At 48.1% G+C, this 22,732-nt stretch carries 20 protein-coding genes; 9 read left to right on the forward strand and 11 right to left on the reverse strand.

Annotated features, from left to right (window positions below; genetic code table 11):
• Positions 1-16: 16 nt before the first annotated feature.
• From NDA01_RS08910 to cheB, 5 genes are read left to right on the forward strand one after another with little or no spacing between them, the layout of a single operon-like run.
• Positions 17-217 (forward strand): hypothetical protein, encoded by a 201-nt coding sequence (locus NDA01_RS08910; RefSeq protein ID WP_190549706.1) that lies wholly within the window; start codon positions 17-19, stop codon positions 215-217.
• Positions 218-236: 19 nt separating this feature from the next.
• Complete coding sequence (locus NDA01_RS08915) at positions 237-1,832, forward strand: methyl-accepting chemotaxis protein (protein ID WP_348227672.1); 1,596 nt, start codon at positions 237-239, stop codon at positions 1,830-1,832.
• 44 nt (positions 1,833-1,876) lie between these two features.
• Positions 1,877-2,554 carry a chemotaxis protein CheW gene (locus NDA01_RS08920; protein ID WP_348227673.1) on the forward strand — a complete coding sequence of 226 codons (678 nt, stop codon included), beginning with the start codon at positions 1,877-1,879 and terminating at the stop codon, positions 2,552-2,554.
• Entirely contained in the window at positions 2,554-4,998 is a 2,445-nt protein-coding gene (locus NDA01_RS08925) for a hybrid sensor histidine kinase/response regulator (RefSeq protein WP_348227674.1), read from the forward strand. The genes NDA01_RS08920 and NDA01_RS08925 overlap by 1 nt, the downstream gene beginning before the upstream one ends.
• The gene (gene cheB, locus NDA01_RS08930) at positions 4,995-6,032 is read left to right on the forward strand and encodes a chemotaxis response regulator protein-glutamate methylesterase (RefSeq protein ID WP_348227675.1); all 1,038 of its coding nucleotides are present in this window, start codon (positions 4,995-4,997) and stop codon (positions 6,030-6,032) included. Before NDA01_RS08925 ends, cheB begins: the two co-directional genes overlap by 4 nt.
• On the opposite strand, the gene NDA01_RS08935 is transcribed toward cheB, so the two are convergent.
• On the reverse strand, positions 6,019-7,158 hold the full coding sequence (locus tag NDA01_RS08935; RefSeq protein WP_348227676.1) for a metallophosphoesterase family protein: 1,140 nt from the start codon (positions 7,156-7,158) through the stop codon (positions 6,019-6,021). The two genes, cheB and NDA01_RS08935, sit on opposite strands and share 14 nt — an antisense overlap.
• 181 nt (positions 7,159-7,339) lie before the next feature.
• On the opposite strand from NDA01_RS08935, the gene trmB reads away from it, so the two are divergent.
• Together trmB and queG are read left to right on the forward strand one after the other, a co-directional pair.
• On the forward strand, positions 7,340-7,972 hold the full coding sequence (gene trmB, locus NDA01_RS08940) for a tRNA (guanosine(46)-N7)-methyltransferase TrmB (RefSeq protein WP_348227677.1): 633 nt from the start codon (positions 7,340-7,342) through the stop codon (positions 7,970-7,972).
• 10 nt (positions 7,973-7,982) lie between these two features.
• Complete coding sequence (gene queG / locus NDA01_RS08945) at positions 7,983-8,936, forward strand: tRNA epoxyqueuosine(34) reductase QueG (RefSeq protein ID WP_348227678.1); 954 nt, start codon at positions 7,983-7,985, stop codon at positions 8,934-8,936.
• Between the two features lie 44 nt (positions 8,937-8,980).
• Here queG and NDA01_RS08950 read toward each other — a convergent pair whose 3' ends face one another.
• From NDA01_RS08950 to recN, 6 genes are all read right to left on the reverse strand, one after another.
• Positions 8,981-10,036: a pentapeptide repeat-containing protein gene (locus NDA01_RS08950; RefSeq protein ID WP_348227679.1), complete on the reverse strand. Its 1,056-nt coding sequence runs from the start codon at positions 10,034-10,036 to the stop codon at positions 8,981-8,983.
• A gap of 123 nt (positions 10,037-10,159) precedes the next feature.
• The gene (locus NDA01_RS08955) at positions 10,160-10,627 is read right to left on the reverse strand and encodes a hydrocarbon-binding protein (protein WP_190435930.1); all 468 of its coding nucleotides are present in this window, start codon (positions 10,625-10,627) and stop codon (positions 10,160-10,162) included.
• Positions 10,628-10,697: 70 nt separating this feature from the next.
• Complete coding sequence (locus NDA01_RS08960) at positions 10,698-11,066, reverse strand: roadblock/LC7 domain-containing protein (protein WP_190435927.1); 369 nt, start codon at positions 11,064-11,066, stop codon at positions 10,698-10,700.
• Between the two features lie 408 nt (positions 11,067-11,474).
• A complete protein-coding gene (locus NDA01_RS08965) occupies positions 11,475-12,017 on the reverse strand; it encodes a GTP-binding protein (protein WP_348227680.1) in 543 nt (180 codons plus the stop codon).
• Positions 12,017-12,892, reverse strand: a complete 876-nt coding sequence (locus tag NDA01_RS08970) for a DUF4388 domain-containing protein (RefSeq protein WP_348227681.1) — start codon at positions 12,890-12,892, stop codon at positions 12,017-12,019. Before NDA01_RS08970 ends, NDA01_RS08965 begins: the two co-directional genes overlap by 1 nt.
• Positions 12,893-13,596: 704 nt before the next feature.
• The gene (gene recN / locus NDA01_RS08975; RefSeq protein ID WP_348227682.1) at positions 13,597-15,549 is read right to left on the reverse strand and encodes a DNA repair protein RecN; all 1,953 of its coding nucleotides are present in this window, start codon (positions 15,547-15,549) and stop codon (positions 13,597-13,599) included.
• 375 nt (positions 15,550-15,924) lie between these two features.
• Here recN and NDA01_RS08980 point away from each other — a divergent pair, with 375 nt between their 5' ends.
• A complete protein-coding gene (locus NDA01_RS08980; protein ID WP_348227683.1) occupies positions 15,925-17,967 on the forward strand; it encodes an ABC1 kinase family protein in 2,043 nt (680 codons plus the stop codon).
• Positions 17,968-18,147: 180 nt separating this feature from the next.
• Here the strand turns inward: NDA01_RS08980 and NDA01_RS08985 are convergent, their stop codons facing one another.
• The 3 genes from NDA01_RS08985 to NDA01_RS08995 all read right to left on the reverse strand — a co-directional run bounded on the left by NDA01_RS08985 (position 18,148) and on the right by NDA01_RS08995 (position 19,547).
• A complete protein-coding gene (locus NDA01_RS08985; protein WP_190435915.1) occupies positions 18,148-18,411 on the reverse strand; it encodes a DUF7219 family protein in 264 nt (87 codons plus the stop codon).
• Between the two features lie 142 nt (positions 18,412-18,553).
• Positions 18,554-19,018 (reverse strand): hypothetical protein, encoded by a 465-nt coding sequence (locus tag NDA01_RS08990; protein WP_348227684.1) that lies wholly within the window; start codon positions 19,016-19,018, stop codon positions 18,554-18,556.
• Between the two features lie 169 nt (positions 19,019-19,187).
• On the reverse strand, positions 19,188-19,547 hold the full coding sequence (locus tag NDA01_RS08995) for a hypothetical protein (RefSeq protein WP_348227685.1): 360 nt from the start codon (positions 19,545-19,547) through the stop codon (positions 19,188-19,190).
• Between the two features lie 345 nt (positions 19,548-19,892).
• Between NDA01_RS08995 and NDA01_RS09000 the strand changes: the two genes are divergently transcribed.
• Positions 19,893-21,533 carry an NCS2 family permease gene (locus NDA01_RS09000; RefSeq protein ID WP_348227686.1) on the forward strand — a complete coding sequence of 547 codons (1,641 nt, stop codon included), beginning with the start codon at positions 19,893-19,895 and terminating at the stop codon, positions 21,531-21,533.
• Between the two features lie 2 nt (positions 21,534-21,535).
• Here the strand turns inward: NDA01_RS09000 and NDA01_RS09005 are convergent, their stop codons facing one another.
• Positions 21,536-22,642 (reverse strand): DUF3616 domain-containing protein, encoded by a 1,107-nt coding sequence (locus tag NDA01_RS09005; protein WP_348227687.1) that lies wholly within the window; start codon positions 22,640-22,642, stop codon positions 21,536-21,538.
• Between the last annotated feature and the right edge of the window lie 90 nt (positions 22,643-22,732).

A 22,732-nucleotide genomic window follows, 5' to 3' on the forward strand; every position in this document is an offset into this window, starting at 1 on the left:
CACGGTCAATCAAGGCATGGAAGGCCAGGCTCAAGGCGCTCAACAAATCAACGAAGCCATGATGCAACTGCGAGATACCTCTGAGCAGACGGCAGATTCTCTTAAGGAAATTAATCAGGCGATCGACTTGCTGAAAGAGGTGGCCCAGATACTAAAGGAGGAGATTTCGCGCTTCAAAGTCAACTCATCTAAGTACAAAGCCTATGTTGAAGCATAAAAAACTAAGGAACCGGATCTTGATAGGCTACTCCCTACCAATTTTGTGTTTAGTAGGGCTAGGGGGAATCGTTCATGTAAACACAAGCAATGCTTTTCAAAGACAGGCAGAAGAAAAGATAGCTCAGACTACCATTATTGAGGTTGATCAAATGGTGCTGGGCGTTGCCAGAATGGTCAGAAATGTCCGAGGCTATCTGCTATTTCCAGAAGATAAAAGCTATATCCAATCCTATGATCAAGGTTTAGAACTATTCAATCAATCTTATGGAAAGCTGGATCAGCAAGCGCAGAGTTTAGAGCGTCAGCAGCAAATAGCGGATCTTGCCAAAAAGGTGAACCGAAATGAAGCAATTGCTCGGAAGATTTTTGAGCTAATTGACTCAGGGCAATTGGTTGAAGCTAAAGCTCTGATGAAATCTCTGCGAATGGATGATATTGACGAAGCTCGACAACAAATTTTGCAGGTAGAGCAGGCTGCGTTACAGCGCTTGGAGCAAGAATCTGAATCTGCCCAAGAACTAGTTGTTGTTTCAGTTTTTTTGGGTGTAATTATATCTGTTGTTTTTAATCTGATCATTGGGCTTTGGCTTTCTCGACAAGTGGAGTCTCAGATTGCGGAGATTGTAGATGTTGCGGAGAAAATCTCTGTCGGTGATTTAACCGTAAAGTTGAAAACTGATATCAGCGATCGCAATGAAATCGGTCAGCTCCTTCTCGCCTTTCAAAGGATGATTCGAGGTCTCAGTGGCTTCGTTGGTCAAGTCCAACAATCTGGCATTCAAGTGACGGCTTCTATCACCAAGCTGACTGCTTTTGGGAAACAACTAGAGGCCACCGTGACAGAACAAGTGGCTTCGACCCGAGAGGTAGTGGCGACAGCAAAACAGATTGCGGTTACTTCTGAAGACTTGGTGCAAACGATGGAAGTAGTTGCTGCTAAGTCTCAGACTACGGCTGCTAGTGCCAGCGTGAGCCAGGTTAATCTCACGGCTATGGCTAATTCAATGCAGCAATTAATGAGGTCAACCACCTCCATTACCTCCAGGCTGGAGGTGATTCGCGAAAAGGCCCAAAGCATTAATGGTGTGGTTAAGACCATTACCAAAGTGGCTGACCAGACGAATTTACTCTCCTTAAATGCTGCGATCGAGGCAGAAAAAGCAGGAGAACAGGGGTTGGGTTTTGCGGTAGTAGCGAGAGAGATTCGCCGCTTGGCCGACCAAACCGCTGTGGCTACTTTAGATATTGAGCAAACGGTGAAAGAAATGCAGGCTTCTGTCTCCACTGGGGTGATGGAAATGGATAAGTTCAACCAAGAAGTGAAGCAGGGAGCTGAGGAAGTCAGGGAAATTAGCCAGCAAATGGGTCAGATTATTGAGCAGGTGACAACACTGACTCCGCAATTTTTGATTGTGACGCAGGGGATGGAAACTCAGGCACAAGGGGCACAACAGATTAGTGATGTCATGGTGCAACTGAGTGATGTATCGACGCAAACGGCTGATTCCCTTCAAGAAATCAATCGAGCGATCGCCCAGCTAGGGGAAGTAGCGCAAGGTCTGCATCAAGAGATTGCTCGGTTTCAAGTCAGCGATCGCCCAATTTCTCATTAAAGCTCTTACCCCAGAACAGCCCCGGTTCAAATTCACCCCAGCTTATGAATCAACTAAACTTGTCATCTCCTTCCGAACGCTGCTGGAATACCATCGGTGTCTCCGGCAATCGCGCCTGCCCCGAACTTTTGGAGATGATTCATTGCCGCAACTGTCCCGTCTACGCCCAAGCGGGACGCAGTTTATTAGAGCGAGAGATTCCGGCTAATTATCTGCTGGAGTGGGCTAGCTCCTTGGCTGAAGAGAAAATAGAGCAGACGGCGGGCACTCTATCAGTAGTGATCTTTCGCTTGGGCCAGGAATGGTTAGCCCTATCAGCGCTGTTGTTTCAGGAGATTACCCAAGTTAGCTCAGTTCGGACTTTGCCGCACCGGAGTAACCAGATCTTTCAAGGCTTGGTGAATATTCGCGGTGAGTTGCAATTGTGTATCTCTCTGCGTGATCTGCTCAGTATTGGGCAGGTGGCTGCTGCTTCAACCACGCATCAGATGGCCTATCAGCGGATGGTGGTGGTGCAAAGCCAGAAAAGTAGCTGGGTCTTTCCCGTTGATGAAGTCTATGGTGTGCAGCGCATTCACCCCGATGACATTCGCAATTTACCTGCAACGCTCTTGAATGCCAAGGATACCTACACCAAGGGCATCATTAACTGGCAAAACCATAGTGTGAACTATTTAGATGACGAGCTGCTGTTTTACACCTTGAACCGGAGGCTGCTGTAGTGAGCGCAAATCAGGATTTTAGCCATTTCTCCATGCTGGAATTGTTCCGGATGGAGGTAGAGGCGCAAGCAGCAGTTTTAAACCACGGTTTGCTGGAGTTGGAAACTCATCCTGGGCTGCCTGAGACCTTGGAGTCTTTGATGCGTGCCGCTCACTCGATTAAAGGAGCCGCGCGAATTGTTGATTTAGAGGTGGGCGTCAGACTGGCTCATGTGATGGAAGATTGTTTTGCGAGTGCTCAGATGGGCACTGCAACTTTAGCGGCAGAGCATATTGATGTGCTGCTCCAAGGCGTTGATCTGTTGTTACGGTTAAGCCAAGTTTCAGAGGCCCAATTACAGGGGTGGCTAGCCGAGCAAACGGAGGGGATTGAAGCGCTGGTCAGAGCGATCGCCACTGTACTAGACCCAGAACCAGAGCCACAATCGCTCGCCAACGAACTAGCAGTCATTTCTGACGCCACCGTTTCAGTAGAAATCACTCCAGTTGTCACGATCGCGCCTGAGGAACTGAATCAAGCACCGATTCTAGAAGCAGAAGCGATCGCAACGCATCTGCCAACTATGGGTTTAACTGTGGCAGAGAGCCAAATTGCCACCACAGCGATCGCTGATCCGGTTGCTTCCGGCGCGTCGTTATCCGCCACAGCTAAAGCGACACCGATCAGCTCGTCTGGTATGCAGACAGCCGACAACTTAGATCGGGTGGTTCGAGTCAGTGCTGACAACCTCAGCCGTTTGATGGGATTGGCTGGAGAATCGCTAGTAGAAGCGAATTGGCTCCAACCATTTGCCGATTCCTTATTAAAACTGAGGCGGCAACAAACAGATCTGTCCACTTTGTTAGAAAAGTTGCAGGAATCTTTAGTTGGGCAGCCCTTAAATCAGCGCAGCGAAAACTACCTCAATGCCGTGCGACAGCAAGCCACTGATTGCCGTCAGATGTTAAGCGATCGCTTGAATGAATTGGAACTATTTGCCCGTCGTTCTGCCAATTTGTCCGATCGCCTCTATCGCGAAGTTTTGGCAAGCCACATGCGCCCCTTTGCCGATGGCGTTCAGGCATTTCCGCGCATGGTGCGAGATTTAGGCAGGCAGCTAGATAAGCAAATCCGGTTTGAAGTTTTGGGCAAAGCCACGGATGTAGACCGAGACATTTTAGAAAAGCTAGAAGCACCGCTCACCCACCTGCTCCGCAACGCCATTGACCACGGCATTGAATCAGTCGCAGAGCGCTTAGCAACAGGTAAACCAGCAGAAGGATTAGTGCGCCTAGAAGCATTACATCAGGGCGGCATGCTCTCAATCACCGTGTCTGATGACGGACGAGGCATGGATTTTGAGCGTTTACGCGCCAAGATCGTCAGCAAACAATTGGTCAGCCCTGAGATGGCTCCTCAACTCACAGAAGCGGAGCTAATCGAGTTTCTGTTCCTACCAGGCTTTTCCACCAGCGATACGGTGACGGAACTCTCGGGTCGAGGGGTAGGGCTAAATATTGTGCAGAACATGATTCAGGAGGTTGGAGGGAGCTTGCGGGCGGTCTCTAAACCGGGTAAAGGGATGACTTTTTACCTGCAATTGCCCCTGACTTTATCAGTCATTCGTACACTTTTAGTCGAGATTTCTGGTGAGCCTTATGCCTTGCCGCTGACCCGGATCGACCGCATTGTCATGGTGGAACCAGCGGCGATCGCGGTGGCAGAAAACCGTCAATTCTTCACTATTGATGAACAAAATATTGGTCTAGTGGTGGCTCATCAAGTTCTAGAGCTACCTGCCTCTTCCGGTCATGCCAAGGATCTCCCGATCATCGTAATCAGCGATCGCTTGAGCTGCTATGGCCTAGTGGTAGATCGGTTTCTGGGTGAGCGAGATTTAGTGGTTAGGCCCCTCGATTCCTGCTTGGGTAAGGTGAAAAATATTAGCGCGGCGGCTCTCCTGGAAGATGGTTCTCCGGTCCTCCTCATCGATGTGGAAGACATGGTGCGATCGATTGATCACCTGCTAGCTAATGGTCAGCTTAGTCATATCAGTCGCAAAACAGCCCAGCTAGCACCCAAAGCTCAAAAGCGCGTTTTAGTCGTAGATGACTCCATTACGGTACGCGAAATGGAGCGGAAGTTATTGCAAAACAAAGGATATGCGGTGGAAGTAGCGGTTAATGGTATAGATGGCTGGAATGCGATTCGTACAGGGCATTTTGATTTGGTCGTCACGGATATTGACATGCCTCGGATGAATGGGATTGAGCTGATTGGCCAATTGAAGCAACATGCCACCTTAAAATCCTTACCCGTGATTATTGTGTCGTACAAAGACCGAGAAGAAGACCGCATGCGGGGGTTGGAAGTGGGAGCAGACTACTACCTGACTAAAAGTAGCTTTCATGACGACACCCTCCTCAAGGCCGTGCGCGATCTCATTGGTGAGGCGATCGCATGAGAGTTGCCATCGTCAATGACATGCTGCTGGCGGTAGAAGCACTTCGCCGCGTAGTTGCCAGTGCCCCAGAATACGAAGTCGCTTGGATAGCTCGTAATGGAGCCGAAGCGGTGACGAAAGCTGCTCAAGATACCCCAGACTTGATTTTGATGGATTTGTTGATGCCCGAGTTGGATGGAGTCGCTGCGACCCGCCAAATTATGGCTCAATCTCCCTGCGCTATCGTACTAGTCACCGCAACGGTGAGCGGTCACGGCGCTAAGGTGTTTGAAGCAATGGGGTACGGCGCTTTAGATGCAGTGAACACGCCTATTTTGGGGCCACAAGGACAGGGGGCGAGTGGCACTGAACTACTGGCTAAAATTGCGATGGTAGCTAAGCTGATTGGCAAGTCTACAACCCGAAAGTCGCGATCGCCAAACTCGATACAGTCAGACAGTTTCGCTCATTCGACGCCTCCTTTGGTCGTGATTGGGGCTTCCACGGGGGGACCGCAAGCGCTGCGAACCATTTTGTCCCAGTTCCCAGCTAATTTTCCGGCAGCGGTGGTCATCATTCAGCATGTCGATGCTCAATTTGCTCCCGGTTTAACTGAATGGATGAATCAGCAAACCACTATCCCGGTAAAAATTGCCCAGCATGGCCAAGTCCTTCAGGCAGGTACTGTTTCTGTCGCTAGTACTAACCATCACTTGATTGTGCAAGCAGATCTGACTTTGGCCTATACGCCAGAGCCATCGCAGTGTGTTTATCGCCCCTCTGTGGATGTCTTTTTCAACAGCGTAGCGGCTCACTGGCCCCGTAAAGGAGTGGCAGTGCTGCTCACGGGGATGGGCAAAGACGGTGCGATGGGTCTCAAATCTCTTTATGCCGCTGGCTGGCATACGATCGCTCAAAATCGCGAGACTTGTGTGGTCTATGGCATGCCCAAAGCTGCGGTTGAGCTGGGTGCTGCGAAAGAAGTTTTACCCCTGCCTGCGATCGCGTCTGCTTGTATGGAACAGGTTTCACGCCGCTGGACTAGACGGGCTTAGATGAAGATTTTGCTTGCTTGGTTCGCAGGAGCAAAGTGCTGTGGTTATCAATCAATGCAGGACTACCCCAACGATTGGTGGCGCTAAAGCTCTCAAAGTACTGCTGTGCGGCTAAAGGAAAGTGCGAGAAGTCAAACAAAGCGTCCCCATCCGCAATTTTGGCCCAGAAGTAGCGTAGGCTCGGCAGCAAAACTTCAGCTTCTTCTGGTGGCAAATTGAGCGGTGGTTGAGTCAGCAGTTTCAGCATGAAGGGATGACTGCGATCGCCCATCCATTGACGAGAGGCTTGTTGCAGTTGCGGCCAATCGGGCACAGCGTCAACCCGATGGGATTCTACTTGCAGCCATTGGTGGCCCTGGCGATCGCGATGAAACTGCAAAACTCGATAGGGATGGGGATAACTGACCAAGGAGCCAGTGGTAATCTCGTAAATATCTTGGTGCTGAGCAATATCCTGCACATGCAGATGCCCAGTAAATACAAGCTGCACCCCCGCGTCTTGCAGCATTTGCAAGAGAGTTGGCGCATTGTCTAGCATGTAGCGGCGGCCCAATGGGTGTTGCGATTGGTTGGGCAGGTGCTCTACTACGTTGTGATGCAGCATTACTAGCACTAATTCGTCTGGTTCCATCTCGGCTAAAACGTGACTGAGCCAGTTAAGCTGCTGCTCATCTAGACAACCTGTTTGTTTGCCTTGGGCGTCAAATTGGTTGGAGTTCAGCCCAATTAAGCGCACTCCAGGCAAGAGTTCACAGGTGTAATACATCCGAGAGGTATCTTCATAGCCGAACTTATGGTAGTAGGTGGGAAAATCAGCCCAACCAATCGAAGTGCCATCAGGCATAGGGGTTGGGACATCATGATTACCAGGCACAACGTACGTGGGAAAAGGGAGTTGAGCTAATCGCTCCGTCAGCCAAGCATGATTTTCGGGTTCGCCATGCTGGGTCAGATCGCCAGGAATGAGTAAAAAATCAAGATTTAGTTGCTCTAAGTGCGCCAAAATAATGTCCAGGGCAGGGATGCTCACCTCGACTAAGTGAAACCGATTAGGATGCTCCCAAATAGTATGGGGTAAGGCAACATGGAGATCGCTGACCACAGCGAAGCGAAACTGCAAGCTCATAAGGTGATTTTTTAAAGCGGGTGATCAAACGGTTACAGCAACTCCACCCTTGATGGCGGAGAACTAACTTGGGAATCGATTAAATTGGTTTATATTGTCGCAAACTGTTTTCTTCTAAGGATAATCCTGAGAAGAAATTACGGTACAGCTTGTTCAGCATTTACGAGAGGAAGCATTAACCTTGTCACTGGTTCGAGTTCGAGAACACGTTAACCCGCTGAGCCGCAAATATCAAAGTCCAGTTCATCCCCCGGATTGGAGCCAAGTGTATGCGGACTCAAACCAGCCGCTGCATTTGGACATTGGCTGTGCTAGGGGTCGCTTTGTGCTGAGTATGGCGCAAACGGAACCGAGTTGGAATTTTTTAGGTTTGGAAATTCGGGCTCCTTTGGTAGATCAAGCCAACCAGGAGCGCGATGAGCTGAATTTGCCCAATTTGCACTACTTGTTTTGTAATGCCAATACTTCGGCGCGATCGCTGTTGCACTCTTTACCAAAGGGAGTGTTGCAACGAGTAACGATCCAATTTCCTGACCCTTGGTTTAAGCGCCGACACCAAAAACGACGGGTGGTGCAGCCAGAGTTAGTGAGAGAACTGGCTAGCTATTTGATCAAGGGTGGGGTTGTCTTTCTTCAGTCTGATATTCAAGAAGTGGCTGTAGAAATGTGCGATCGTTTTGAGGAGCACGCAGCGTTTCAGCGGCAGGGGGAATATTGGCTGAGTGAAAATCCTCTACCTGTGCCGACGGAACGGGAATGCATGACGTTGGAACGAGGAGAACCCGTTTACCGAGCTTTGTTTGCGCGTACTTAGAATCAACCCTATGAGTGACGTAGTCAGAGCTGCCAATATCGATCGGGATCACATCAAGCAAAGAGCTTTAGAGCTAGGCTTTCACAAAGTTGGAATTGCCGCAGTAGACCCCGATGCCAACAGTCCTGAAGTACAAAGGCTGCAAACTTGGTTGAATACAGACTACCAAGCGGATATGGCTTGGATGGATAATCCTAAACGCCAAGATGTACGCCTAATTATGCCAGAGGTGCAGTCAGTCATCTGCGTAGCACTCAACTACTACACTGCCGATCAGCGACCTGAAGGACAAGAGTATGCCAAGATTTCTCGCTACAGCTGGGGGCGAGACTACCATCGCATACTGCACAAAAAACTTAAGGCTTTTGCTAACTGGCTACAAGCCCATGGGGACAGCATCCAAGCCCGTTACTATGCTGATACAGGCCCTATTCAAGATAAAGCTTGGGCTCAACAAGCGGGCTTGGGGTGGATTGCCAAAAATAGCAACGTGATTACGCGAGAGTATGGTTCTTGGGTTTTTCTTGGGGAAGTGTTAACCAACTTAGCTTTAGAACCCGATCGCCCGCACACCGAGCATTGCGGCACCTGTACCCGCTGCCTGGAGGCATGTCCCACCGGAGCAATCGCTCAACCGTTTGTGGTGGATGCCAACCGCTGCATTGCCTACCATACGATTGAGAACCGAGCTGAAACCCTCCCAGAAGCGATCGCGACAAAAATGCAGGGCTGGGTCGCAGGTTGTGATATCTGCCAAGATGTCTGCCCTTGGAACCAACGCTTTGCTCAAGCCACAGACGCCACTGAATTTCAGCCCTACCCCCAGAACGTGGCTCCTAAGCTGAGTGAACTGGCAAACATTTCTGATGAAGAATGCGATCGCCGCTTTCCAGCCTCCGCCCTACGGCGAATTAAACCTGAGATGTTACGCCGTAATGCCCGTGCCAACCTCAGCAATACCTGATATCACTTTATTCTTTTACTTTAAAGAATAAAGATCGTTAGGCCTTAAGCATTACGAATCGAAGCTCCGGCTCTTTCAGGATTGAAGCCCTTCGGAAAACGAGTTCCGGCGGCAAAGTCACTACCTTGGTCATAAATAGCATCTTGCAGATTTGCTTGGGAAAGCTTAGCCTTACTTAAATCTGCTCCGCATAAATTAGCCCCAATCAGATGACTAGATTCTAGATTAGCTTCACTTAAATTAGCATTTACTAGAATTGCTTGATTGAGGTTAGCTTTAGCTAACTTCGCTTGTCCTAAATTCGCATCATTTAAGATGGCGGCTGTCAGATTAGCAGTTTCTAAATTAGCTTGGCTGAGATTGGCTGCGGTTAAATTAGCTTTACTTAAATTTGAATTGCTTAAATTGGCACAAGACAAACCTGCTTGACGTAACGTTGCTTCGACTAAAGTAACCTTTTGCAGAGAAGCAAAATTCAGATCTACCCAGTCTAAGTTAGCTTGGCTTAAATCTACATTCTGTAGAGAGATATCGGGTTTTAGAATATATATCCCTGCCGCCTCCATATTAAAGTCTGGAGGGAAGCAAGTCGTCAGGCTACAAAATACTTTGTGAAAATCTATTCCGCTCAGATTGGCTCCGCTCAGATTGGCTCCGCTCAGATTGGCTCCGCTCAGATTGGCTCCGCTCAGATTGGCTCCGCTCAGATTGGCTCCGCTCAGATTGGCTCCGCTCAGATTGGCTCCGCTCAGATTGGCTCCGCTCAGATTGGCTCCGCTCAGATTGGCTCCGCTCAGATCGGCTCCAATTAAACCAGCTTGAACTTGATTGGATTGACTAAGGTTGGCATTGATTAACTCTGCCCCATTCAAGTTGGCCCGAACTAAAACTGCTCCAGTTAAATTAGCTTGAGAGAGGTTAGCCAGAATCAAATTAGATTCAGTCAAATTAGATTTCGAGAGGTCAGCTTCACAGAGTACGGCTTCAATTAAATTTGCTTGGCTTAGCTCTGCTTGACAAAAGTCTCTTCTACCCGAGCTGTATTGCTCCAACAATTCAGCCGCAGCTTGAATGCTTTCCTGTCCACTCCTACTCATCATCTGCTCATCCCTGAAGATTTAAAACACTATTTAGCATGTAAAAAATGAGCAACGCCGTAGCAATTGAACTTTGATTCATGGCGCTGCTCATTCTTATTCAAGAGTACCTTTGCGCTTTGACGCTTATCCTAGTTGAGTAAATTCAAAAACATCATGGGTGCCACCACGCAGAACAGATTCAGTATGCTTACCTTGTAAGCGCTTACTTAGAATTGCCTCTAATGCCCCCCAAACAGCACCTAGGGTAAAAGTGCACTTTCGCTCTGAGCCTTGAGGTTCGCCAGCAGAGCAGATAGTCTCCTGTGTATACACTTTGATGGTGCCACCGTCTCGCTCAATTTTGTCTAGGACCAGCAAACGAGTTCCATCCTTTCCCAAAGCGTGGGCCACCTTGGAGGTAGCATCTTCCAAGGACACTGCTGAGTTGACCAAGCCTAATTCTGCTGCCAGCTTTTTGCCCCGAGCCCGACCTGCTGCAATTAAAGAGATGGCAGTTGCTTTCTCACCTAAGGCATCTTCCATGCCAACAATGATGGACTTTAGGCAAACGATACTGCTGAAATCTCCGAGTTGTTCACGCGACGTAGTCATGAATGATTCCCTAATTTTTTGAAGATGAAGATCGACGAATACTTAGTTTCAGTTGAGTCAAGCGTTATTTCTAGCTGACCATAGGAGTGATTGAGGCAACCGCTCGCTTAATCTCTAAGTTCAACAAGCCTTGCTTGGCGCTAGAACTAGCCAAGACTAGGAGTACGGCTTCGGTGCCACAACCCACTAGCACTCCGTAGCCTTTCTCGCCTTCCACAAAAATCCGGTCAATTGCTCCCCGCGCTAACTCTTGGCCAATTCGCTCGCCTAGAGAGATCATGGCCGCAGACATTGCAGATGTTCTTTCCTCGTCAAAACCGGCAGGAAGAGCAGAAGCTAAAGCAAGACCATCAGGGCTAACTAGAGCTGCACCTTGAACATCGGGGGTGCCGCTAACGAAATTTTGGAGAACATCTTGTAGAGCTGAAACAACAATCATGGCTTGTTCCTCGATGGTAGTGTTGTGAGTGTTTGGCGAGATGGAGAAGTTAAAATTTTCATCCAGAAGCTGGCAACAAATCTGGTTAGTCTTCTGTTTGATCCATCTTATTTCTGATAGTAACTCACTGAATGAAGTGATATATTCAGTAGTTAAAATTGCCTCTTAACTAAACTCTTTATGCCCTCTGCTTGACTTATTATTCACAAGAAATGAGACTTTATAACAGGTCAAACAAGAATAAATTATTAATTAAATTTACTAATTAAATTCTTGCGCTTTTTACTTAAGTTATTCTTCATAAGGAAGAAGAATTTATAACATGTGGAGTGAAAGAATTTAGTAGAGAATCAATTTAGAGCCTGGAGCAACTAACTCCTGGTAAAACCAAATCTCTACGATATTTCTTTACTTCACAGCGGCAGCTCCCATCAGTTGCTCAATTAAAGTAACGAGAGTTTCGAATACGGACTCTTTCTCATTGGCATTCACAGTTACAATGGGAGGCCGAGAAGGTGGATCTAATAACCCTAAGGCCAAAGCAACGTTTTCTGCATCCCATGCCCCAGGGCAATCCATATGAGTCAGCCCAATAATCATGGGAATTTGTACTCGCTGATTCATGAAAGCCAAAATTCGCCGACCATAACGAAAGTCTTGAGGCCGATTGGCATCTAGTAACAAAATGTAGGCATGTGCTTTCTCAATCAGCATGTCCCACATAAAGTCAAATCGCGATTGACCAGGTGTGCCATACAGATGCATGGCTTGGCCAGGGGCAAAAGTCAAACGGCCAAAGTCAAAAGCGACTGTGGTATTGCGCTTTTGCTCAGCCACTTCATCGGTGGCTCGACGGTCCGTATCGACCACATCAATTTCGCTAATGGTACGGATGAAAGTGGTCTTTCCCGCCCCAACTGTTCCTGTTACAACGATTCGTAAAATTTCCATTAGCTCTTGCTCCGTAAAAAGCCAACCAAGTTTTGCAGAAAGGAGTTGCTCACTTTGGATTTTTCTGCGGTTTCTGTCTTCTTGGGCTCCTCTGGAAACTGCTCGATCGGATCGAGAACTATTGGAGGGCCTTTGACATTCGAACCAGCTGTGATCAGAGGAAGCTCCTCTACTAAGCCAGCTAGCATGAGTCGGAAAGCTGCTTGTTGGACTTTAGCAACGGGTTGATTGAGTTGCTTAGCGATCGCGTTCAGAGAAACTGAACCACTGGCAAATTCCCAAATTTGTGACTCGACAGGATTCAAGCGGAATTGCGGTTTTCCTGGAATGATGCTTTGGATGGCTGAGTTGGCTTCTGGTAGCACGTCAGTCAATGTAGTCCAATCTTTCATGGCTCTCAAACCTGCCAGAGCAACTTCCATTGCTGGCAAACTCAAACCCGTCATTTCAGTGCTAGGTAAAGTAGCTTTACCATCTAAATCAAACCGCCCTGTTTGAATCCCAAATAAGCTCCAAATTTGCTGCATCTGAGCTGAAAAAAGCAAATTTAATTGTTCGGCTTGCAGCGCTCCTTGAGTTTTTAAGGTCAATCCTAAAGGAGTTTCTCCTCCAGCAAGATTACCCAATCTTTCAATCACTCGCTGGCTCAACCATCCTCTCGTTGTAATTTGGGAAATTAAGCCTTGCCCATCTAAACGGTCAGCCGCAGCAATGACTCGTCCCTGCCGAAACCAAATGTATCGACAAACAGGCGCTTGAGAGGTTGGAGCATCGCCGGCGATGAGAAGCGTCAAACGACCCGACTTGCGTCCTTGGTCAATCATTCGGAACAGCTCTGCTAAAGAAAAGTCTGTGAGAGAACTAGCTAAAGTCATGTTGGCAATCCCTGATTTTAGGGTTGATAGGGATGATATCAACCCTACGAATATGTTTAATAGGTAGATGAAGTATTAGTTCTTAGGATTTTCGTCTTTAATTTATACCTGTTGATTTTTTAAGTAGAAGTTTACAGATATAAATTTTTGTTTGTAGACTGTCAACTAGTTTCAAGAATAATGGTCATGACTAAAAAATATAACTTCAAGGACAGTTATAAGGCAAAGTAAAAAGACTTTGCATGCGATATATGGCTTAAAAATATTCCGCCACCTTGTAAGCAAAATTAATCTCGAACAGATTACTGTCTGCCTCCATAGATCACTCTTTACTATTTAGTTGCTTGACTAGTTGATTTCTCAATATCACTCGCTCAGTTTGCCCAAATGAGTTTAATAATTCTCAGCAACCTCAGTTTTCAATCTGTTTGGTATCGACTTTCAGCAAAATGGCTGAGTTTTTAATCATTGAACATATAGCAGTCCTAAATGATTTCTAAAATTGACGGGTTGTGAGAGGTCCAACCCATTTGGGATCGCTATAGATAGTGAAATATATTTTTTAGCGTAGTCTAGTAAAAAAATATACGTTGCTATCAAAGCTCAACAACGCATGCAAATTCTTGAATTTAATTGGTTGCAACTCAATAGCCGTGCTGAGGCAAGTAAGCAACGTGTGATATTAATAACACCAAAATGATGAACTAAGCCTTTTTTGGAGCTTGCGATCGCGAGGCTTTAGCCCGAGTAGAGGTTGAGCGTGTCTTTGATTTAGAGTTGACTTCCGCTGGTGTAACAGTCTCAACAGGGGCAATTGTAGTGGTTGCAGGCGTTTGGCGCAGGTCGGCTGCTTGGGCCAGCAGAGAGTCGGCAAAGGCGATCGCTTCTTGGGCTGAGCGCCCTCCCGCAAGTTGAGCTAGTTCTTCTCGACGCTGGTTGGGGTCTAGAGTCGTGACGCGCACCACCGTCCGGATGGCTTCTAAATCTGCTTCGGAGGTGATCAGGTCAACGGCTGTAGTTTCTGTATTTGTATCTATAGCTGCATCTGTGGCTGTCTTGCCTTTAGATTGACTGCGTTTGCCGTTCTTGGTTGCCACCACAGGCTCAGCGATCGCTTGCTTATCGACATGGAAGTGATAGTCTGCCATCGCCGCCACAATCGGTTGGTGAGTCACACAAAGGACTTGGTGCTGTTGGCTCAGTTGGTATAGTTTCTCGGCAATCGCCTGGGTTACCCGACCGGAAACCCCCACATCGATTTCATCAAAAACGAGTGTGCCAATCAAATCGACTTGCGAGAAACAAGCTTTAATCGCCAGTAGAAAGCGGCTCATCTCCCCACCAGAAGCAGTCTCATTTAATGGCTGTAATGGTTCTCCAGGGTTAGGGCTAAACAAGAAGGTAATTTGATCGGCTCCGTTGGCGGTAGGGGCGATCGGCGCAATTTGCACTTGAAACTGCACCTTTTCCATTGCCAGGGGCTTTAATTCTCGGATTAGGCGGTCTTCTAGCTCACGAGCGGCAACTTGCCGTAATTCAGTCAGCTGGGCACACACTGTTACTAGAGCAGTTCGGCGTTCTTGGTAAGTTTGCTCTAACTCTTCTAGCGATAAACCACCTCCAGTGAGAGCTTCTAGCTCTGACTGCACGCGCTGTTGAAAGGCGATCGCATCGGCTAAGGTAGGGCCATATTTGCGGCAAATTTGTTTCAGTTCAGCGATGCGGTCTTCCACATCCTGCAACCGCTGGGGATCAGTTTCGACGCTTTCCCCATAGGCATTAATTTGCCGCCCCGCTTCCTGAATTTGGGCCAAGGCATCGGTTACTAGGTCTAGAACAGGCTGCAATTCAGGGTCGTAGCGCAGCATATCGTTCAAAATTACTTCGGCATTGCCCAGCAGATCAGCACAGGCAGGCTCCCCAGCATCGTTTTGATAGAGGGCTTGATACGCCTGGTAACTTTGCTGCTGCAATTCCACACTATGGCTGAGTCGCTGGCGTTCTTGCTCCAATTGTTCTAGCTCATCAGCATCGCTCAAGCTGGCAGTACTCAATTCCCGCAGCTGATATTGATATAGGTCTAGTTGTTGTAACCGTTGGCTCTCGGAGTGTCGCCGCTTCTCTAAGGCTTGTGAAGCCTGTTGATAAGCAATAAAGGCACTACTCACCGCTGCTCGTTGTTCTAGGAGCGGTGGCCCCCCAAAACCATCTAGCCACTCGCGCTGATTGGCGGCCTGCCCTAACTGCATGGTTTGGCCTTGGGCTGTAATTTCCACCAAGCGATCGCGAAGAATTTCCATTTGCTGCTTGTTCACCAGCACTCCATTCAGGCGCGATCGGCTGCGCAGGGTGCTCTGGCCTGCCACCATTTCGCGGCTACAAACTAGAGAGGCATCATCTAGGAGGTCAATTTCTTGCTCCGTCAGCCAAGCAGCTAACGACGGGTCCAGAGCAAACGTAGCCTCTACTAAACCACGATCGGCTCCAGTCCGAATGGCCCGACTCGTCACCTTACCACCCAAGGCTGCGTCAATCGCATCTAAAATAATTGATTTGCCAGCACCTGTTTCGCCCGTCAAGACATTCAGACCGGTGCTGAACTCTAACTCCAGGCGATCGATTAGAGCAAAGTTTTCAATCCGAAGAGAAAGCAACATGAGGCAGAATTGACCTTGAAGGAAGAGGAAAAAACTTCGAACTCCTTAGACACTGAAGATACTGCGTCCTAAGCAGCAGGTAAAACCAGGTCTCCTGGTGGAAATCACATCGAATCAAAGGGGGCTACCCATTTAGTTTAGTGTGAGTTGCCGTACCCCTGCTTCCCTTACCCCGAAATGAGAATTGAGCAATTCAATCAAAAGCTAGAGTGAAAATGAACTCAGAGCTATGATGAATTGAGTTGTTACAATACTTAACATCGCTGCTCCCCAATCAGTCCTGAACCCATGAAGAATGTTGAGATATCTTCTACTGCTACGCGAACTGACTTACGCTCAGTTCAGCCAGAGTCTGTTATTCCAGCCGGAATAGTAGTGACAAACTCAACCTCCCCTTCAACCATCACGGCCTCAACCATTACGGTAAAAAGTGAGCCAGTCGCCTTGCCGCCAGAAATGCTAATGCCCGAACCTGTGGCTGAAGCGGAATTTGATCCAGAAGTTGCTGGCTTGCGCTATGACCCAGTGGCGATCGCGGACTACTACCGCTCCAAACCGTTGCAAGTATGGGGTCGTTTGCTCACCATTATTTGGCCATTTCTGACCTTTGGGCTGAGCTTATGGTGGGACAAGCGGACAGGAAAAGCAGCTAAAAATCAACGCCTTCGTGCGATTCGCCTTAGAGAAGTCTTGACAGCATTAGGGCCAGCCTATATCAAGGTGGGGCAAGCTCTCTCCACGCGCCCTGACCTGGTTCCGCCGCTATTTCTTGAAGAACTGACGCAACTCCAGGATCAGCTACCTCCTTTCCCCAACGAGCTGGCTTACCAGTTTATCGAAGAAGAGCTAGGCGATCGCCCAGAAGAGATTTACGCCGAACTAACGCCTCAACCTATTGCGGCAGCATCTTTAGGGCAGGTCTACAAAGGCAGGCTTAAAACTGGGGAACTGGTCGCCGTTAAGGTACAACGGCCTGGATTGGCCCAAAATATTACCCTGGACTTGTATCTACTCAGGGGTCTAGCGGGTTGGGCACAGCGAAACATTAAACAAGTCCGGAGTGACCTCATTGCCATCTTGGATGAATTTGGTAGCCGTGTCTTTGAAGAGATGGACTACATTCACGAAGGGCACAATGCAGAACGCTTTGCTCGGCTTTACGGTCACTTGCAAGATATTTACGTCCCTAAAATTTATTGGGAATATACACAGCGGCGCGTGCTGACGATGGAGTGGATCAACGGCACCAAGCTGACTCAGCCAGAGCAACTCAAAGCTCAAGGCATTGATGCCAGCTACCTGATTGAGGTGGGGGTGCAGTGTTCTTTGCGCCAACTGCTAGAGCATGGTTTTTTCCACGCTGATCCCCACCCAGGCAACTTGCTAGCCACACCCGATGGCAAGCTGGCTTATCTAGACTTCGGCATGATGAGCGAAGTCAAGCCCTACCAGCGCTACGGCCTGATTGAAGCCGTGGTGCATATGGTCAACCGGGACTTTGAGGGTTTGGCTCACGATTATGTGAAGCTGGAATTTCTCACTCCTGAAACTGACCTGACTCCGATCATTCCAGCTCTAGCTAACGTTTTCAGTAACGCCCTCGGCGCGAGTGTAGCAGAGTTAAATTTCAAGAGCATCACCGATGAATTTTCGGCGCTGATGTACGAATACCCCTTCCGAGTGCCAGCTTACTACGCACTGATCATCCGATCGCTCGTTACTCTAGAAGGCATTGCGATCAACGTAGATCCTAACTTCAAGGTTCTCAGCAAAGCTTATCCTTATGTTTCCAAGCGCTTGCTGACCGATCCAGCACCGGAATTGCGGAATTCTCTGCGTGATCTGCTCTTCAAAGATGGCAGTTTCCGTTGGAATCGTTTAGAGAACTTGCTCAAGAATGCTCGCGACAGCCAAGACTATGACTTAAATCAAGTCATGACTCAGGCAGTAGATTTTCTCTTTTCCGAGCGAGGCGTGTTTATTCGCAATAGGTTAGTCGATGAAATTATTAAAGGGGTAGATGCACTGGGTCGCAATGCCTTTCACAACCTCAGCTATATGGTGCGCGAAAGGGTAGGCTTAGCAGTAAACCAGCAAGGCGCTGCTCCTGCTGACGAGCAACAGAGTTTGGACCATATCAAACGAATTTGGGGCATCTTGCGCGAAACCAAAGGTTTTGATGCGGCTCAACTGTTACCCTTAATTCCTCGGCTATTAGCTAAGCCAGAGACACAGCACATGGGACAGCAGATCGCCAGTGGTTTAGCGCAACGTGTGGCAGCTCGCTTCATTCGCGAAGTGTTACTCAAAGATGAGGCTGCTCCTGTGGCTCCCAGCTCTGCAACGAATGGCTTCTCAAGGCAAGCTAACGGTAACTCATCTCCTCATCTGACTCTACCCGCCGCTGTTAGCCGATAAATTAACCGAATTAAAGCGATCGCCTAACTCCAGAAAGTAAGAGTTAGGCGATCGCTTTAATTTTGAGGGCCTTTAGTAGAGAGCTATTTTTAGGATCTTCTTGGTAACTCTGCTACATCTGCCTATGTACAGATGTAGCCGTCACAGAGGAATCTATTAGGGCTTCTATGGCTCACACAATTACTGGTTGTCAGGGTATAGATTGGGACTGATTCCTAAAGCCTTACGACTGCGCTTTAACTGTTTCCACAGAGTTTTAACTTGCTTATAGGCCTGCTCAGGAGGAAGTTTGCCACCTGTCTCTAGAGCGGAAATATAGGCAACTTTCTGGGAGAACTCTTGCAGGTTGGCATTAAAAGCTAATGTTTCAGGTGTAAAAGTACCGTAGTAACGGCTCCTAGGATAAAAAAAGTTGTCTTTAGCTGCGTTATTACAATTTGCCATAGCCACCCTTTAGTGATGTAGCGACACTAAGTTCTATTGTTAAATATTTCTTAATCTCAAATTAACTTAAACTTGGGTGGCGAAAATTCTTCCTTGAGAAGGACTTTTCGCTCTGTAAGATTAGCTACAATTTTTCGCTTTTCTATGACTCGTCCTGTAGAGAAACTTTTAACTGCTGCGCTAATGCTTCTAGCTCTTGTTTCTCGCGCTTCAAGTTTTCTTCGAGTTCCTGAATCTGCTCACGTCGCGCTTCTACTTCTAGCGTGCGTCGGCCTAATTCCTGGCTTTGTAAAGTCAAAGACTGTCGCCATTGCTCAGCCCGTTCTGCTTCTTGCTGCAAAAGAGCAGGAGTCAGGCCTGCAATCAAATATTTCTGAACTAACTCAAGGACCCACTCTGTAGCGTCTTGGACGCTGGTCACTTGACGATCTTCTGCCACTTCAGCTAGAACTAATGTTCCTTCACCAAAAGCATGGGCTTCAGCAGATAAAACCACATCTTCTTTAGCCGCTAAGACCCAGGTTGTTTCAGATTTTTGATGGGCGAGCAACTGCAACTCAGCCTTTCCTAAAAATCCTTTTTTTTGCACTTGGGCTAAATGCAGCATCGCAACTCAAGCTAAACATAAGCATATTCTTGAGAGACAGTATATCTCGTTTTACGAAGATGTCCTCAAGCGCAATCTTCAAGCCCAATTCTCAAGCCTAGTCGCGAAGGGCGATCGCTCAGAATTACTCAACCTGGCAGGAGCGATCGCTGAGACGATGGCTCTAGCTTTATTCTTCAATGGAAGTCACCGCATAAGTTTCAACATCGGTGGCTCCATGAATTCTGGCAGCAATCTCCACTAGCCTTTGCAGTAAGCTTTGGGAAACCCGCCCTTTGAGCACAACCACTCTGCCGCGCTGGGATACAGAGAGCGCCTGAATCTGCTCAGAGCTGAAGGCTTGTTGAAACGCTAACTGGACTCGCTTAGCTAGACCGCTATGGTCGTACTCACCATTTAAGCCAACTCGCTCTGGAGGAATTGTCTGAAGTAAGCAGGTCTGAATGGTCACGGTGCCAAAAGCTTGGCTACGGCTTGAGGTAGCAGCTTTTTCTAGCTTAAGTTCTAAGGTCGTTGGTGATGAACCCATAAGTTCTACATCTTTTGGAGCTTGATCAGAATGTTAGTTGATTAAAGAATTATTTAACAAGATTAACCATCCATCTTACGACAGTTGTTGGTTTGTGAAACTTTGTTAATGCCGCTACAGGGCATAGGTGGCAGATGATGAGCTGCCTAAAAAACAGTGCCTTTCAAAAAAGTTGGTATTAAGAATTACATTTTTTACAAAAGTGGCAGGGTAGCCTCGAATATCACTCTCTACAAGAGCTAGGACTATTATTCGCTTGTGAGCATGAGGGCTTTAGTCTGAGATACTAGCGAATTGTAGCTTTTTTGACACTGAACTCTTAGCTACAGAGGCTGGAGCATACCCATGCAAACAATTAACTCTCCACGGTGGTTTGTCCGCAGAGATATTGATGGCTTTTTTGGCCTAGCTCTCGATAATTTCATTCAAATTTTGGTGATTGTGAGCCTGTGCCAGGGAGTCTTAAATTTTCCAGGCACAATTTTGTATGGCCGCATTCTACCTGGTGTGGCGCTTAGCTTAATTGTTGGTAACTTTTACTATGCTTGGCTGGCGTACCGACAAGGCCAGCGGGAGCAACGGGATGACATTACTGCTTTGCCTTACGGCATCAACACCGTTAGTCTCTTTGCTTATGTATTTCTGGTGATGCTGCCCGTTAAACTAGCCGCGATCGCTCAAGGTGTGTCTCCAGAGCAGGCAGCAGAACTAGCTTGGCAGGCAGGTTTAGTCGCCTGTCTAGGCTCCGGTTTAATCGAACTAGCAGGTGCTTGGATTGGGGAAGGTTTGCGCCGACTGGCACCGAGAGCCGCTTTGCTCTCAACCTTAGGTGGCATTGCTGTAACCTTCATCGCAATGGACTTTTTGTTTCGCACGTTTGCTAGTCCAATTGTGGGGTTAGTGCCGCTGGGTGTAATTCTTCTGACTTATTTTGGGCAAGTGCGCTTTGCAATTCCAGGGGGGTTGTTAGCGGTGCTACTGGGGATAGGGCTAGCTTGGGGCACAGGATTGGTCAGCTGGGATGCGACTCGCTTCGCGACTGCTCTAGAACCCATTGGCGTTTACTTACCAAGATTTTGGTTAGGCGAGTTATGGCAAGGGCGATCGGTCTTGCTCGATTACTTAAGCGTGATTTTGCCGATGGGCCTGTTTAACTTAATTGGCAGCATTCAGAATTTGGAAAGTGCAGAAGCCGCTGGGGATTCTTACCCATCTGCTCCTTGTTTGGCGGTTAATGGCATTGGCACGATTGTGGCAGCGGTGTGCGGGTCTTGTTTTCCTACAACGATTTACATTGGGCATCCTGGTTGGAAAGCGCTGGGGGCACGAGTTGGTTATTCGACGCTTAATGGCGTTGTGATGGCGTTGTTGTGTTTGAGCGGAACGGTCGGCTTGCTGGCTTACTTTGTGCCCATTGAAGCGGGAATGGCGATCGTGCTGTGGATTGCGATTGTGATTGTGGCCCAAAGCTTCACAGCTACACCGCTGCGCCATGCTCCTGCTGTGGTTGTGGGGTTGCTTCCTGCGATCGCGGCTTGGGGAGTACTGGTTGCCAAGAATGCTCTGCGAGCTGCGGGTCTGGGCACTCCCGCTCAGCCATTTACACCTGAGCTGATTAAATCCTTCCAAGGCAGTGGCATGTTTATTGATGGAGCCTTTGCCTTAGAGCAAGGATTTATCTTTTCTGCCATGCTTCTTGCAGGAATCACCGTCTATATTATTGAGCGCAAGTTTAAGCAGGCCGCACTGTGGTCGTTAGCGGCAGCCGTACTTTCTTGGATAGGGTTAATGCACAGCTATAACTGGGCGATCGCGGATACAGTCATCCACTTGGGTTGGGGCGCTGGAGGAGATTGGGCCGTGGGTTACTGTTTGCTAGCAATTCTATTTTTCTATGCAGCACGGCAAACCCGGAAGGCCAAGAGCGAAAGTCCAGAGCCCCTACTCAACGAAATCTCTGGTCCTCAGGAGTACTCGCAAGACTAAGCTTACAGTTTGAAAACATCAGCCAAAACGCCTTTCAAATCTCGTTTCCGGGTTTCCGAAGGCGCATCATAAACCACCATCAGCGAGGGAGAGTCACTAATACAGGTAAACAGGGTCATACCTTCGGCGCGATCGCACCCAATACCGTAGGGAATATCGAATAAAAGTTCTAGCTCTCCCTCCGCTTGCTCACACAGACTGTTTTCATCCAAATCTAGAGCTTTGGTTAGCCGAAACACTCGAATGGAGCCGTCGAGTACCATCGTCGGGCCAGCCAAAATCAACAGATCTTTGCCTTGAAAATGGAGATCTCGAATGCCTAACCCACCTAAATCAAAAAAGTGTTTTTTGTAGAGTTGTCCTTCTTTACCAATGGGTTTTAGGGATAGAGTTTCGGGATTTTTCTGCTCCACGGCAAGTTCTAAAATGATTGCCCAACCTCGTAACACGGGTCCCCGTAACCCGACGAAAATGCGATCGCCATAAACTGCTAACCCTTCAACATCAAAACCATTATCTTTTCCTGGCAATAGTAGAGGCTGGTCCTGAGCTTGGGTATAGGTGGAGAGAAACGGACCCAAGTGAGGGTCAGATTTGAGGGCATCAATCAAGACATTGCCGCCCGCTGTGAGTTCTAAGATCGCAGCAGTTAACTGTTGGGCGGGGTCTTGGGAGTGGGGACAGGACTTAACCAAATCTCCGTTGCAGAGTGGGATTCGGGCCAGAATGTAGCGGTTGGGGTCAAATTCGACTTCGGTTAAGCGTTGCAGATTTTCTTCATCAGTTTTTTCGTCTTTGACTTTCTTTCGTTTGGTACCGTGGGAGCCAACGACCCAAAGATATTCATCGGCATAATCCATGCCCTCAACATCTACTTCAACCTTTTTGCGATCGGGTAGATTGATCAGATCAGCAAGGGCGAATTGCTTGTCGTGTCTGTAAATATAAGGCTCTGCAAAGGACAAGCGATCGATTGTGGCGGCTTCATCAGAGGCAACCCACAGGTGCCCATCTTTTGTATGGATCACCGCTGAGAGGTCTTCACAAACTGTCTGAAACTCAGAGCTAAACTGCAAAACAATTCGACTCAACAAAAAACCGTTCGTCATCGTTTTGCTCCTTCGGCACACTAGCCTTTGTTCCAAGCTAGCTCACTTTTAGCGATGTTCAGGCGATCGCGTTTTTAGTGGATTTTAGCG

Source organism: Trichocoleus desertorum AS-A10 (assembly GCF_039962155.1).
Lineage (GTDB): Bacteria > Cyanobacteriota > Cyanobacteriia > FACHB-46 > FACHB-46 > Trichocoleus.

What these genes read in the sequence shown, in the direction of transcription:
- NDA01_RS08910 (WP_190549706.1), top strand. Translation starts at nt 17, where the DNA reads ATGGAAGGCCAGGCTCAAGGCGCTCAACAAATCAACGAAGCCATGATG.
- NDA01_RS08920 (WP_348227673.1), top strand. Translation starts at nt 1,877, where the DNA reads ATGAATCAACTAAACTTGTCATCTCCTTCCGAACGCTGCTGGAATACC.
- cheB (WP_348227675.1), top strand. Translation starts at nt 4,995, where the DNA reads ATGAGAGTTGCCATCGTCAATGACATGCTGCTGGCGGTAGAAGCACTT.
- NDA01_RS08935 (WP_348227676.1), bottom strand. Translation starts at nt 7,158, where the DNA reads ATGAGCTTGCAGTTTCGCTTCGCTGTGGTCAGCGATCTCCATGTTGCC.
- queG (WP_348227678.1), top strand. Translation starts at nt 7,983, where the DNA reads ATGAGTGACGTAGTCAGAGCTGCCAATATCGATCGGGATCACATCAAG.
- NDA01_RS08950 (WP_348227679.1), bottom strand. Translation starts at nt 10,036, where the DNA reads ATGATGAGTAGGAGTGGACAGGAAAGCATTCAAGCTGCGGCTGAATTG.
- NDA01_RS08955 (WP_190435930.1), bottom strand. Translation starts at nt 10,627, where the DNA reads ATGACTACGTCGCGTGAACAACTCGGAGATTTCAGCAGTATCGTTTGC.
- NDA01_RS08960 (WP_190435927.1), bottom strand. Translation starts at nt 11,066, where the DNA reads ATGATTGTTGTTTCAGCTCTACAAGATGTTCTCCAAAATTTCGTTAGC.
- NDA01_RS08965 (WP_348227680.1), bottom strand. Translation starts at nt 12,017, where the DNA reads ATGGAAATTTTACGAATCGTTGTAACAGGAACAGTTGGGGCGGGAAAG.
- NDA01_RS08970 (WP_348227681.1), bottom strand. Translation starts at nt 12,892, where the DNA reads ATGACTTTAGCTAGTTCTCTCACAGACTTTTCTTTAGCAGAGCTGTTC.
- recN (WP_348227682.1), bottom strand. Translation starts at nt 15,549, where the DNA reads ATGTTGCTTTCTCTTCGGATTGAAAACTTTGCTCTAATCGATCGCCTG.
- NDA01_RS08985 (WP_190435915.1), bottom strand. Translation starts at nt 18,411, where the DNA reads ATGGCAAATTGTAATAACGCAGCTAAAGACAACTTTTTTTATCCTAGG.
- NDA01_RS08990 (WP_348227684.1), bottom strand. Translation starts at nt 19,018, where the DNA reads ATGCTGCATTTAGCCCAAGTGCAAAAAAAAGGATTTTTAGGAAAGGCT.
- NDA01_RS08995 (WP_348227685.1), bottom strand. Translation starts at nt 19,547, where the DNA reads ATGGGTTCATCACCAACGACCTTAGAACTTAAGCTAGAAAAAGCTGCT.
- NDA01_RS09000 (WP_348227686.1), top strand. Translation starts at nt 19,893, where the DNA reads ATGCAAACAATTAACTCTCCACGGTGGTTTGTCCGCAGAGATATTGAT.
- NDA01_RS09005 (WP_348227687.1), bottom strand. Translation starts at nt 22,642, where the DNA reads ATGACGAACGGTTTTTTGTTGAGTCGAATTGTTTTGCAGTTTAGCTCT.